Origin of the sequence: Variovorax sp. J31P207 (assembly GCF_030316965.1) — a bacterium.
GTDB lineage: Bacteria > Pseudomonadota > Gammaproteobacteria > Burkholderiales > Burkholderiaceae_C > Variovorax > Variovorax ginsengisoli_B.
Window position 1 is genome coordinate 112,719 of the sequence record NZ_JASZYN010000006.1, and the last position, 12,201, is coordinate 124,919.

Below are 12,201 nucleotides of genomic sequence, written 5' to 3' on the forward strand. Positions count from 1 at the left end.
CTTCAGTCGGGCCGCAGCCGGATCAGCTTGCCGTTCGACTCGTCGGTCAGGATATAGAGAAGGCCGTCTGGCCCCTGCTTGACGTCGCGGATGCGCGCCTTGCCGTCTTCGAGCAGCTTCTGCTCGGACGCGACCTTGCCGTCCTTGAGGACGATCCGGTCCAGGTAGCCGAACTTGAGCGAGCCCACGAAGAGGTTGCCCTTCCACGCGGCCCCATAGCGGTCGCTGGTCAGGAAGGCCATGCCCGACGGGGCGATCGAGGGCACCCAGTAGTGCAGCGGCTGCTCCATGCCCTCCTTCTGCGTGATGCCGTCGCCGATCTTGCCGCCGCCGTAGTTCTCGCCGTAGGTGATCACCGGCCAGCCGTAGTTGCGGCCGGCCTGCGGCACGTTGATCTCGTCGCCGCCCTGCGGTCCATGCTCGTGCATCCACAGCTTGCCATCGGGCCCCAGCGTCGCGCCCTGGCCATTGCGGTGGCCATAACTCCAGATCTCGGGCAGCGCGCCCGCCTGGCCGACGAAGGGATTGTCCCTGGGCACCGCGCCATCCTTGCCGATGCGCACGATCTTGCCCAGGTGGTTGTCGAGTTTCTGCGCGTCTTCCTTGCGGCTGAAACGGTCGCCCAGGGTCAGGAACAACGTCCCGTCACCGGCCTCGACGATGCGGCAGCCGAAATGGTTGCGGCTGACCACCTTGGGTCGCTGGCTGAAGATCACGGTGACATCCTCGAGGCGGCTGGCGTCGGCCGACAGCCGGGCGCGCGCCAGCGCGGTGCTGTTGGCCGGGCCGCCCGCCTCGGGTTCGGAAAAGCAGAAGTACAGCGTGCGGTTCCGGCCGAAGGCGGAATCGGCCAGCACGTCGAGCAGGCCGCCCTGCCCGCCCGCCGCGATCGGCGGCAGCCCGGCCAGCGGCGCGCCGAGCTGGCCGTCGGCCGCCACCACCCGCAGCCGCCCGGGCCGCTCGGTGACCAGAAAGCGCCCGTCCGGAAGAAAGGCGACGCCCCAGGGGTTCTCGAGCCCGGCCGCGACGATCTCCGGCCGTGGCGCGGCCTGCACCACGCCGAGGGTCGCCAGAGACGCGAAAAGGAAACGGGTGAGCCCCTGGCGAACCCGCGAAAGTGGCAACGATTTCATGTTTTCCTTGGCGTCGGCGGATTTCCGGGCCGGTGCCATTTCAACCCGAATTGCAAATCTTTTGCATTACATCCCGCAAAGAACTTATGGCCCATAACGTTGACTTTTACATTTGGGTATGTGAGAAATGGAAAAAATCCTTTCTCCGACAACTGTTTACGTGCAGAATCCCGAATCCGCATGAAATTGACACCCCAAGGTGTCGTCCATATCCTACGCGCCATGCGACTTTTTCTCCTCACAACCAGCCTGCTGCTCGCCCTCCACGCACACGCCGCGCCGCAGCTGGATCCGACCAACGACCCGCACACGGGCACCCCGGTCGCCGAGAAGACCCTGCTGGGCCAATTCCACCAGGTTCGCCAGACGGTCGCCGACCGCACCTCCGACCTGGTCGTGACCGCCATCGGCTTCCTGGGTGTGCCCTACCGCCGCGGCGGCAACACGGCCGAGACCGGTTTCGACTGCAGCGGCTTCGTCCGCGCCATGTACACCCAGACGGTCGGCCACCTGCTGCCGCGCCGCGCCGAAGAACAGGCCGCCGCCACCCAGAAGATCGACCGCAGCGAACTCAAGCCCGGCGACCTGGTGTTCTTCAACACCATGCGCCGCGCCTTCAGTCACGTCGGGATCTATGTCGGCGAGGGCAAGTTCATCCATTCCCCCAAGCCCGGCGCGCAAGTGCGGGTCGAAGACATGAGCGGCAGCTACTGGCAGCGCCGTTTCAGCGGCGCCCGCCGGGTCGCCGCGGCGCAGGACGAGGTCAAGGCCTCGGGCGACTGACAGCGCCCTGCGCCGGACGAAAAAAATCCCGCTCCAGGCGGGATTTTTTCATGGGGCGACAAGCCGCCGCTCAGCGCTTCACCGGCGGCAGGTCGGTGCAGTGGCCATGCACCGCCTCCGCCGCCAGCCCGATGCTCTCGCCCAGCGTCGGATGCGGATGGATGGTCTTCCCGATGTCGTAGGCGTCCGCGCCCATCTCGATCGCCAGCGCGATCTCGCCGATCATGTCGCCGGCGTGGGTGCCGACGATGCCGCCGCCGACGATGCGGTGCGACTCGGCATCGAACAGCAGCTTGGTGAAGCCCTCGTCGCGGCCGTTGGCGATCGCCCGGCCCGAGGCGGTCCAGGGGAACAGGCCCTTCTCGATCTTCACGCCTTCGGCCTTGGCCTGGTCTTCGGTCAGGCCGACCCAGGCCACTTCGGGGTCGGTGTAGGCCACGCTCGGGATCACGCGGGCATTGAAAGCCGCGCTCGCCAGTTCCTTGTCGCCCTTCTGCTCGCCGGCGATCACCTCGGCCGCCACGTGCGCCTCGTGCACCGCCTTGTGCTCCAGCATCGGCTGGCCGACGATGTCGCCGACCGCGAAGATATGGGGCACGTTGGTCCGCATCTGGATGTCGACCGGGATGAAGCCGCGGTCGCTGACCGCGACACCGGCCTTCTCGGCGCCGATCTTCTTGCCGTTGGGGCTGCGGCCCACGGCCTGCAGCACCAGGTCGTACAGCTGCGGCTCCTTCGGTGCCTGCTCGCCCTCGAAGGTCACGCGGATGCCGTCCTTGGTGGCTTCGGCGCCCACGGTCTTGGTCTTCAGCATGATGTTGTCGAAGCGCGGCGCGTTGAGCTTCTGCCAGACCTTGACCAGATCGCGGTCGGCGCCCTGCATCAGCCCGTCGAGCATCTCGACCACGTCGAGCCGCGCGCCCAGCGTCGAATAGACCGAGCCCATCTCGAGCCCGATGATGCCGCCGCCGAGGATCAGCATGCGCTTCGGATCGGTGCCGAGTTCGAGCGCGCCGGTGGAGTCGACCACGCGCGGGTCCTTCGGCATGAAGGGCAGGTGCACGGCCTGCGAACCGGCTGCGATCACGCAATGCCGGAACTTGACCGTCTGCGCCTTGCCGGTGGTGGCCTGGCCGTCGCCGCTGGTTTCCTGCACCTTGACATGGAAGGGATCGATGAACTCGCCGATGCCGCGCACCGTCGTGACCTTGCGCATCTTGGCCATCGCGGCCAGGCCGCCGGTGAGCTTGCCCACCACCTTGTTCTTGCGCCCGAGCAGCTTGGCGCGGTCGATCTTCGGCTCGCCGTAGCTGACGCCGAGGTCGGCGAAGTGCTTGACCTCGTCGATGACCGCGGCGACGTGCAGCAGCGCCTTCGACGGGATGCAGCCGACATTGAGGCAGACGCCGCCGAGCGTCGCATAGCGCTCGACCAGGATAACCTTGAGGCCGAGATCGGCGGCGCGGAAAGCGGCCGAATAGCCGCCGGGGCCGGCGCCGAGCACCAGCAGGTCGCATTCGTGGTCGACCGAACCGGTGTAGCTCGATGCGGCGGCAGGCGCCGGGGTCGCTGCAGCCGGGGCCGGCTTCGGTGCCGACGCCGGGCTTGCAGCAGCTGCAGCCGCCGGTGCCGGCGCCGGTGCAGACGCCGCGGCGGCGCCTTCGGCCGCCTCCAGCGTCAGCACCACCGAGCCCTCCTTGACCTTGTCGCCGACCTTCACGGCCACCGACTTGACCACGCCGGCCGCGGACGACGGGATCTCCATCGAGGCCTTGTCCGACTCCACCGTGATCAGCGACTGCTCGGCCTTCACCGTGTCGCCGGCCTTCACCAGCACCTCGATCACCGCGACTTCATCGAAATCGCCGATGTCCGGCACCTTGACTTGTACTTCGCTCATTTGGACACCTTCAGTTTGAGTGTGAGAACGTCGACCGGACCGGCCGAATTGCGATCGAATTCGCAGGCCGCCGCCACGCCGACCTCGGCGACATCGCGCGCCGAACGCGCCTTGTCGTAGACCGCGTGCATGGCGCCGAGTGCGAAGCTGCGTCCCGAGCCGATGCTCCAGAACTGCTTGAACTCGAACACCTCGCGGTAGCTGTAGATGCCGTAGATGCCGCTGGCATTGGCCAGCAGCATCGTGAACTGGCTCGACTCGTAGGGCTCGTGCTCGTCTTCCTTGGCCTGCAGGAAGAACGAGTCCTTGAGCACCGGATGCAGCAGCGTGAAGGTGCGAAAGATCTCGTCCTTGCTGCCGAAGCGCAGCGCCTCGGGCGACTGCGCCGCCAGCGCATGCTGGAGCACCAGGAAGTGCGCCGCCGCGCCGGCCACCGCGAAGATGCTCTGCCCGCCTGCATCGTTCACCATGAACAGCTTCTGGTTGGCTTCGGCGCGGTGCGACAGGCGCGTGTCGCCGAAGGTCACGAGCGAATCCGCCGCCATCACGACCTGGCCGCCCTTGCGGACGGCCACCACCGTGGTCATAGAAGAACGCGGCGGAAGTCGGCCAGCACCTGGCCCAGGTAGGCGTTGAATCGCGCCGCGGCAGCGCCATCGATCACCCGGTGGTCATAGGACAGCGACAGCGGCAGCGTCAGGCGCGGCACGAACTGCTTGCCGTCCCATACCGGCTTCATCTGGCCCTTCGACAGGCCCAGGATGGCCACTTCGGGGGCATTGATGATCGGCGTGAAGTGCGTGCCGCCGATGCCGCCCAGCGAGCTGATCGAGATGCAGCCGCCTTGCATGTCGGCCGAACCGAGCTTGCCGTCGCGCGCCTTCTTGGCCAGATCGCCCATTTCCTGGCTGATCTGCAGCACGCCCTTCTTGTCGGCGTCCTTGAGCACCGGCACCACCAGCCCGTTCGGCGTGTCCGCCGCGAAGCCGATGTTGTAGTACTGCTTATAGACCAGCTGGTCGCCGTCCAGGCTGGTGTTGAAGTCGGGGAACTTCTTCAGCGCCGAGACCATGGCCTTGATCACGAAGGCCAGCATCGTCACCTTGACGCCCGACTTCTCGTTCTCCTTGTTGGTCGCGACCCGGAAGGCCTCCAGCTCGGTGATGTCGGCCTCGTCGTTGTTGGTGACGTGCGGGATCATCACCCAGTTGCGGTGCAGGTTGGCGCCGCTGAGCTTCTTGATGCGCGACAGGTCCTTGCGCTCGACCGTGCCGAACTTGGTGAAGTCGACCTTGGGCCACGGGATCAGGCCGAGCGCCTCGCCGCCGCCGCCCGCGGGCGCCTTGGCGCCGGCGGCCTTGGTGCTGGCCGCGCCGCTCATCACCGCGCGCGTGAAGCTCTGCACGTCTTCCTGGGTGATGCGGCCCTTCGGCCCGCTGCCCTTGACTTCCTCGAGCGGCACGCCGAGTTCGCGCGCGAACTTGCGCACCGAGGGCGAGGCGTGCGGCATCTTGCCGCTTGGCGCGACCGTGGGATCGTGCGCAGGCGGGGCGGCGGCCGGTGCGGACGCCGCAGGGGCCGGTGCCGACGCGCTGGCCGGTGCCGCCGCCGCAGCGGCCTGTGCCGGTGCCGGTGCGGCAGCCACGGGCGCCGCGGCGCCGGCCGTGCCTTCGATCACCGCGATCAGGTCGCCGATGTTGACCGTGTCGCCGACCTTGACCTTGAGTTCCTTGAGCACGCCCGCCGCCGACGACGGGATCTCCATCGAGGCCTTGTCGGACTCGACCGTGATCAGCGATTGCTCGGCCTTGATCGTGTCGCCGGGCTTGACCAGCACCTCGATCACCGCGACATCCTTGAAGTCGCCGATGTCGGGCACCTTGATGTCGATCGGGCCGGCCGCCGCTGCGGGCGCAGGGGCCGCGGCCGCAGGTGCCGGTGCTGCCGCCGCGGCAGGCGCGGGAGCAGCTGCCGCGGGCGCCGAGGCCGCGGGCGCAGCCGCGCCCTCGCCTTCGAGCACCAGCACCACCGAGCCTTCCTTGACCTTGCTGCCGACCTCGACCTTGAGTTCCTTGACCACGCCGGCCTGGCTCGACGGAATCTCCATCGAGGCCTTGTCCGACTCCACGGTGATGAGCGACTGCTCGGCCTTCACCGTGTCGCCGACCTTCACCAGCACCTCGATCACCGCGACCTCGTCGAAGTCGCCGATGTCCGGCACCTTGATTTCCACTGTTGCCATGTCGTGTCTCCCGCCCTTCGGGCGCCGTTGATTGGTTTTATGCGTAGAGCGGGTTGATCTTCTCGGCGTTGATGCCGTACTTCTTGATTGCGTCTGCCACCTTTTGCGCCGGCACCGCACCGTCTTCGGCCAGCGCCTTCAGTGCCGCCACCACGATGAAGTGGCGGTTGACCTCGAAGTGCTCGCGCAGCTTGTTGCGGAAGTCGCTGCGGCCGAAGCCGTCGGTGCCGAGCACCTTGTAGTTGCGGCCCTTCGGGATGAAGGGGCGGATCTGCTCGGCATAGGCCTTCATGTAGTCGGTCGAAGCCACCACCGGACCGGTACTTGCCGACAGCTGCTGTTCGACGAAGGACACGCGCGGCTTCTCGGTCGGATGCAGCAGGTTCCAGCGGTCGGCTTCCTGGCCGTCGCGGGTCAGCTCGTTGAAGCTCGGGCAGCTCCAGACCGCGGCCGAAACGCCCCAGTCCTTCTCGAGCAGCTCCTGGGCCGCGAAGCTCTCGCGCAGGATCGTGCCGCTGCCCAGCAGCTGGACCGACGGCGACTTGGCCTTGAGCGCGGGCGCCTGCTTGCACAGGTACATGCCCTTGATGATCTGCTCCTCGGTGCCGGGCTGCAGGCCGGGCATCGGGTAGTTCTCGTTGAGCAGCGTGATGTAGTAGTAGACGTTGTCCTGCTTCTCGACCATGCGCTTCAGGCCGTGGTGCAGGATCACGCCGACTTCGTGCGCGAAGGTCGGGTCGTAGCTGACGCAGTTCGGGATCGTGTTGGCCAGGATGTGGCTGTGGCCGTCCTCGTGCTGCAGGCCTTCGCCGTTCAGCGTGGTGCGCCCCGAGGTGCCGCCGAGCAGGAAGCCGCGCGCCTGCATGTCGCCGGCCGCCCAGGCCAGGTCGCCGATGCGCTGGAAGCCGAACATCGAGTAATAGACATAGAACGGCACCATGATCCGGTTGTTGGTGCTGTAGCTGGTGGCCGCTGCGATCCAGCTCGACATGCCGCCGGCCTCGTTGATGCCTTCCTGCAGGATCTGGCCGGCCTTGTCCTCGCGGTAGTACATGACCTGGTCCTTGTCGACCGGCGTGTACTGCTGCCCCGCGGGGTTGTAGATGCCGATCTGGCGGAACAGGCCTTCCATGCCGAAGGTGCGGGCCTCGTCGACCAGGATCGGCACCACGCGCGGTCCGAGCGCCTGGTCGCGCAGCAGCTGCGTCAGGAAGCGCACGTAGGCCTGCGTGGTCGAGATTTCGCGCCCTTCGGCGGTCGGCTCGAGCACCGCCTTGAAGGTCTCCAGCGCCGGCACCGTGAAACTCTCGTCGGCTTTCACGCGGCGGTGCGGAAGGTAGCCGCCCAGCGCCTTGCGGCGCTCGTGCAGGTACTTCATCTCGGGCGTGTCGTCGGCCGGCTTGTAGAACGGGAGGTCGGCGATCTGGCTGTCCGGGATCGGGATGTTGAAGCGGTCGCGGAAGGCCTTGATGTCCTCGTCGCCGAGCTTCTTGGTCTGGTGGACCGTGTTCTTGCCCTCGCCGATCTTGCCCATGCCGAAGCCCTTGACGGTCTTCACCAGCAGCACGGTCGGCTGGCCCTGGTGCTTGACGGCGGCGTCGAAGGCCGCATAGACCTTCTGCGAATCATGGCCGCCGCGGCGCAGGTTCCAGATGTCGTCGTCGCTCAGCTTGGCGACCATCTCGAGGGTGCGCGGATCGCGGCCGAAGAAATTCTTGCGCACGTAGGCGCCGTCGTTGGCCTTGAACGACTGGTAGTCGCCGTCGTTGGTGTCCATCATGAGCTTGCGCAGCGCACCTTCCTTGTCGCGCGCCAGCAGTGGATCCCAGCCGCTGCCCCAGATCAGCTTGATCACGTTCCAGCCCGAACCGCGGAATTCGCCTTCGAGCTCCTGGATGATCTTTCCGTTGCCGCGCACCGGGCCGTCCAGGCGCTGCAGGTTGCAGTTGATGACGAAGACCAGGTTGTCGAGCTTCTCGCGCGCTGCCAGGCCGATCGCGCCCAGCGATTCGACTTCGTCCATCTCGCCGTCGCCGCAGAACACCCAGACCTTGCGGTTCTCGGTGTTGGCGATGCCGCGCGCATGCAGGTACTTGAGGAAGCGCGCCTGGTAGATCGCCATCAGCGGGCCCAGGCCCATCGAGACGGTCGGGAACTGCCAGAACTCGGGCATCAGCTTGGGATGCGGATAGCTCGACAGGCCCTTGCCGTCGACTTCCTGGCGGAAGTTGAGCAGTTGTTCTTCGGTCAGCCGGCCTTCGAGATAGGCGCGGGCATAGATGCCGGGCGACACGTGGCCCTGGATGTAGAGGCAGTCGCCGCCGTGGTTCTCGCTCTCGGCGTGCCAGAAGTGGTTGAAGCCGGCGCCGAACATGCTGGCCAGCGAGGCGAAGGAGCCGATGTGGCCGCCGAGGTCGCCGCCTTCGGGCGGGTGGTGGCGGTTGGCCTTGACCACCATCGCCATGGCGTTCCAGCGCATGTAGGAACGCAGCCGCTCCTCGATCTCGGCATTGCCGGGCGAGCGCTCCTCCTGGTCGGTCTCGATCGTGTTGACGTAGGCGGTATTGGCCGAGAACGGTTTGTCGATGCTGTTCTGGCGTGCGTGCTCGAGCAATTGCTCAAGGAGGAAGTGCGCGCGATCGGGCCCCTCGCTCTCGATCACGGCGGACAGTGCGTCCATCCATTCACGCGTTTCCTGCGCGTCCAGGTCGTTTGCAGCCGAGCCGAAATGGTTCTCGGGATTTGCCGACATGCTTGTCTCCTTGTGAGGGGTTGTGGGCGTAATTTAGTGCCGTATCCAGCAGTGCGCGGGAGTTTCGCACAGAATTATTGAAATTTCAAATCGTGCTTGTCGATTTCTTATTATGAAATTCATCGGGGCAAAGCATCCGCACGCAGGTCCCCGGCACTCGGACTGCGCCCCTCTCTGGCCTCAGGGCATCACCTAAACTTGCACGATGCCCCTTTCCTCTCCGATCGCCGTCGCGCGCAATGCCGCGTCGCCGCTGTCCTGGCTGCGCCGCTGGTGGCGCCGCCAGACGCCGGTGCTGCAGGACGCGGTCGCCATGCTGGCGCCGCTGGCCGCGGTGCTGCTCTTCCTCGCGGCCATCGTCTCGGCCTTCTGGTACTTGCGGGCCGAGGAGGTGGAGCGGGTCCAGGAATCGGTGAAGCGCGACGTCGAGTACGCCCAGCAGCGGGTGCGGCTGCGCCTGCTCGAACGGCAGGAGCAGTTGATGCGGCTGGCCCGCGACGCCTCCAACCGCGAGATCGACGCGGCCGAGTTCACCAGCCGGGCGGAGTCGCTGGTGAGCCAGTTCCCCGAGTTGCAGTCGGTCAGCTGGATCGACGACCGCCGGCGCTTCAAGGCCAACTACGCGGCACCGAGCGTCCACCCGGCGCTGCAGCATGCGGTCGGCGAGGTGCTGCGCCCGGGCGACATCGAAAGCAACTATGCGCTGGCGCGCGAACTGCGCCAGCCGGTGTTCTCGCAGCCGCTGGCCGGCGGCGACCCGCCGCCGATGCTCGGGCTGTACATCCCGCTGTTCGACCAGGGGCTGTTCGCCGGCATGCTGATGGGCGAGTTCTCGATCGACGGCCTGTTGCGCTACGGCATGCCTTCCGAGGTGTCGGCCCGCTATGCGGTCTCTCTGCTCGACGCCAAGGGCGGGCTGATCGCCGGCAACACGGTCGCCAGCCCGCGCGGCGCCGGCACCCGGCTGCTGCCCTGGACCGTGCGCACCAACGAATACGAAGTCCCGGTGTCGCCGGTCGGCAACGCGCTGCTGCTGCGGGCGCAGGCCTACCGGACGTCGCAGGGCGTGGTCGGCAACGGCCTGTTCTGGCTGGTCGGGGCGCTCAGCGTGCTCACCAGCTGGATGCTGATCGGCACCTGGCGCCACACCCGCCGCCGGCTGCAGGCCCAGCAGGCGCTGGTGGCTGAGACCAATTTCCGCCGCGCCATGGAGAACTCCATGCTGACCGGCATGCGGGTGCTCGACCTCGAGGGCCGCATCACCTATGTCAACGCCGCCTTCTGCGCCATGACCGGCTGGAGCGAGAACGAGCTGGTCGGCCAGACGCCGCCCTTCCCCTACTGGCTCGAATCCGACCGCGAGGTCATGAACGAGCGGCTCGAGGAAGAGCTCCACGGGCGTGCCCTGCCCGGCGGCTTCCAGGTCCGGGTCAAGCGCCGCAACGGCAGCGTCTTCAATGCCCGGCTCTACGTCTCGCCGCTGATCGACGCCCGCGGCCACCAGACCGGCTGGATGACCTCGATGACCGACATCACCGAGCCGACCCGGATCCGGGAGCAGCTGTCGGCCTCGTACGAGCGCTTCACGACGGTGCTCGAGGCGCTGGATGCCTCGGTGTCGGTGGCGCCGCTCGGCAGCGAGGAACTGCTGTTCGCCAACAAGCTCTACCGGCTCTGGTTCGGCTCGAACACGGTCGGCCACCTGGGCATGGTGGCGCAGGCCGGCGTGCCGGCCACGCAGGCGCGCGACGAGGAGATGGACGACGTCGACTCCTTCGCCGGCCTGCCGATCGACCAGCTGACCACCGCCCAGCCGGCCAACAACGAGATCTTCGTGCCCGAACTCGGCAAGTGGCTGGAAGTGCGCTCGCGCTACCTGACCTGGGTCGACGGCCGGCTGGCGCAGCTGGTGATCGCCACCGACATCACGCCGCGGCGCGACGCCGAGGACCTGGCGGCGGCGCAGGCCGACCGCGCCCATGCCGCCAGCCGCCTGATCACGATGGGCGAGATGGCCTCCAGCGTGGCGCACGAACTCAACCAGCCGCTGACCGCGATCACCAACTACTGCAACGGCATGGTGTCGCGCATCAAGGGCCAGCAGATCGACTCGGAGGCCCTGCTGGCGGCGCTCGAGAAGACCTCCAAGCAGGCCCAGCGGGCCGGCCAGATCATCCAGCGCATCCGTTCCTTCGTGAAACGCAGCGAGCCCAACCGCACGCCGGCCGAGGTCTCGACCATGGTCAGCGAGGCGGTCGAACTGGCGGGCATCGAGTTGCGCCGGCGCAACGTGCGGCTCAACCACTACGTGGCGGCGCGGCTGCCGATCCTGCGGGTCGACCCGATCCTGATCGAGCAGGTGATGGTCAACCTGCTGAAGAACGCCGCCGAGTCGATCGACCTGGCCAACCGGCCGCTGGCGCGGCGCAGCGTCGAGCTGAGAGTGCTGCCGAAGACCATCGACGGCCAGCCGGCGGTCGAGTTCTCGGTCCAGGACACCGGCATGGGCCTGGCGCCCGAAGTCATGGACCGGCTCTACGAGGCCTTTTTCTCGACCAAGCCGGAAGGCATGGGGATCGGCCTCAACCTTTGCCGCACCATCGTCGAGTCCCACCGTGGCCGGATGCAGGCCGAGAACATCTACAATGGGCCGGATGTGGTCGGATGCCGTTTTTCCTTCTGGTTACCGGTGTTGGACGCTATCGATTCCGTAGCAAGCAACGAGGCGAAAGTACCTGCATGAGTTTGATTCCGAAGAAGGGCACTGTCTATGTCGTCGACGACGATGAAGCGGTTCGTGATTCGTTGCAATGGCTGCTCGAGGGCAAGGACTACCGGGTCCGCTGCTTCGATTCGGCCGAGTCCTTCCTGTCGCGCTACGACCCGCGCGAAGTGGCCTGCCTGATCGTCGACATCCGCATGGGCGGCATGTCGGGCATCGAGCTCCAAGACCGCCTGATCGAGCGCCGCTCGCCGCTGCCGATCGTGGTCATCACCGGCCACGGCGACGTGCCGATGGCGGTCGACTCGATGAAGAAGGGCGCGATGGATTTCATCCAGAAGCCCTTCAACGACGAGGCGCTGGTGGCGCTGGTCGAGCGCATGCTCGACCACGCCCGCGGCGCCTTCGCGCAGCACCAGCAGTCGGCCAGCCGCGACGCCCTGCTGTCCAAGCTGACCGGCCGCGAGGCCCAGGTGCTCGAACGCATCGTCGCCGGGCGCCTCAACAAGCAGATCGCCGACGATCTCGGCATCAGCATCAAGACGGTGGAGGCGCACCGCGCCAACATCATGGAAAAGCTCAACGCCAACACCGTGGCCGACCTGCTCAAGATCGCCCTGGGCCAAGCGGCGACGCCAGCCAAGGCCTAGCGACCTCCCGCCACCGATT

General features: G+C 66.9%; 8 protein-coding genes. 3 read left to right on the forward strand and 5 right to left on the reverse strand.

Going from position 1 to position 12,201, the window contains the following annotated elements; all coding sequences use genetic code 11:
• Positions 1-2 precede the first annotated feature (2 nt).
• Positions 3-1,133 carry a PQQ-dependent sugar dehydrogenase gene (locus QTI68_RS21110; protein WP_286524140.1) on the reverse strand — a complete coding sequence of 377 codons (1,131 nt, stop codon included), beginning with the start codon at positions 1,131-1,133 and terminating at the stop codon, positions 3-5.
• A gap of 222 nt (positions 1,134-1,355) precedes the next feature.
• On the opposite strand from QTI68_RS21110, the gene QTI68_RS21115 reads away from it, so the two are divergent.
• Positions 1,356-1,916, forward strand: a complete 561-nt coding sequence (locus QTI68_RS21115) for a C40 family peptidase (RefSeq protein WP_286524143.1) — start codon at positions 1,356-1,358, stop codon at positions 1,914-1,916.
• 70 nt (positions 1,917-1,986) lie between these two features.
• Here QTI68_RS21115 and lpdA read toward each other — a convergent pair whose 3' ends face one another.
• From lpdA to aceE, 4 genes are read right to left on the reverse strand one after another with little or no spacing between them, the layout of a single operon-like run.
• Positions 1,987-3,816, reverse strand: coding sequence for a dihydrolipoyl dehydrogenase (gene lpdA, locus QTI68_RS21120; RefSeq protein WP_286524145.1), 1,830 nt, complete (start codon positions 3,814-3,816; stop codon positions 1,987-1,989).
• Positions 3,813-4,403, reverse strand: coding sequence for an Ntn hydrolase family protein (locus tag QTI68_RS21125; protein WP_286524146.1), 591 nt, complete (start codon positions 4,401-4,403; stop codon positions 3,813-3,815). The genes lpdA and QTI68_RS21125 overlap by 4 nt, the downstream gene beginning before the upstream one ends.
• Positions 4,400-6,058, reverse strand: coding sequence for a dihydrolipoyllysine-residue acetyltransferase (aceF, locus tag QTI68_RS21130; RefSeq protein WP_286524147.1), 1,659 nt, complete (start codon positions 6,056-6,058; stop codon positions 4,400-4,402). The genes QTI68_RS21125 and aceF overlap by 4 nt, the downstream gene beginning before the upstream one ends.
• A gap of 37 nt (positions 6,059-6,095) precedes the next feature.
• On the reverse strand, positions 6,096-8,810 hold the full coding sequence (aceE, locus tag QTI68_RS21135) for a pyruvate dehydrogenase (acetyl-transferring), homodimeric type (protein ID WP_286524149.1): 2,715 nt from the start codon (positions 8,808-8,810) through the stop codon (positions 6,096-6,098).
• A gap of 205 nt (positions 8,811-9,015) precedes the next feature.
• On the opposite strand from aceE, the gene QTI68_RS21140 reads away from it, so the two are divergent.
• Both QTI68_RS21140 and QTI68_RS21145 read left to right on the forward strand, forming a co-directional pair.
• Positions 9,016-11,553 carry a PAS domain-containing sensor histidine kinase gene (locus QTI68_RS21140; protein ID WP_286524152.1) on the forward strand — a complete coding sequence of 846 codons (2,538 nt, stop codon included), beginning with the start codon at positions 9,016-9,018 and terminating at the stop codon, positions 11,551-11,553.
• Positions 11,550-12,182: a response regulator transcription factor gene (locus QTI68_RS21145; RefSeq protein WP_286507613.1), complete on the forward strand. Its 633-nt coding sequence runs from the start codon at positions 11,550-11,552 to the stop codon at positions 12,180-12,182. The genes QTI68_RS21140 and QTI68_RS21145 overlap by 4 nt, the downstream gene beginning before the upstream one ends.
• The last annotated feature ends 19 nt before the right edge of the window (positions 12,183-12,201 follow it).

What these genes read in the sequence shown, in the direction of transcription:
- QTI68_RS21110 (WP_286524140.1), bottom strand. Translation starts at nt 1,133, where the DNA reads ATGAAATCGTTGCCACTTTCGCGGGTTCGCCAGGGGCTCACCCGTTTC.
- QTI68_RS21115 (WP_286524143.1), top strand. Translation starts at nt 1,356, where the DNA reads ATGCGACTTTTTCTCCTCACAACCAGCCTGCTGCTCGCCCTCCACGCA.
- QTI68_RS21125 (WP_286524146.1), bottom strand. Translation starts at nt 4,403, where the DNA reads ATGACCACGGTGGTGGCCGTCCGCAAGGGCGGCCAGGTCGTGATGGCG.
- aceE (WP_286524149.1), bottom strand. Translation starts at nt 8,810, where the DNA reads ATGTCGGCAAATCCCGAGAACCATTTCGGCTCGGCTGCAAACGACCTG.
- QTI68_RS21140 (WP_286524152.1), top strand. Translation starts at nt 9,016, where the DNA reads ATGCCCCTTTCCTCTCCGATCGCCGTCGCGCGCAATGCCGCGTCGCCG.
- lpdA (WP_286524145.1), bottom strand. Translation starts at nt 3,816, where the DNA reads ATGAGCGAAGTACAAGTCAAGGTGCCGGACATCGGCGATTTCGATGAA.
- aceF (WP_286524147.1), bottom strand. Translation starts at nt 6,058, where the DNA reads ATGGCAACAGTGGAAATCAAGGTGCCGGACATCGGCGACTTCGACGAG.
- QTI68_RS21145 (WP_286507613.1), top strand. Translation starts at nt 11,550, where the DNA reads ATGAGTTTGATTCCGAAGAAGGGCACTGTCTATGTCGTCGACGACGAT.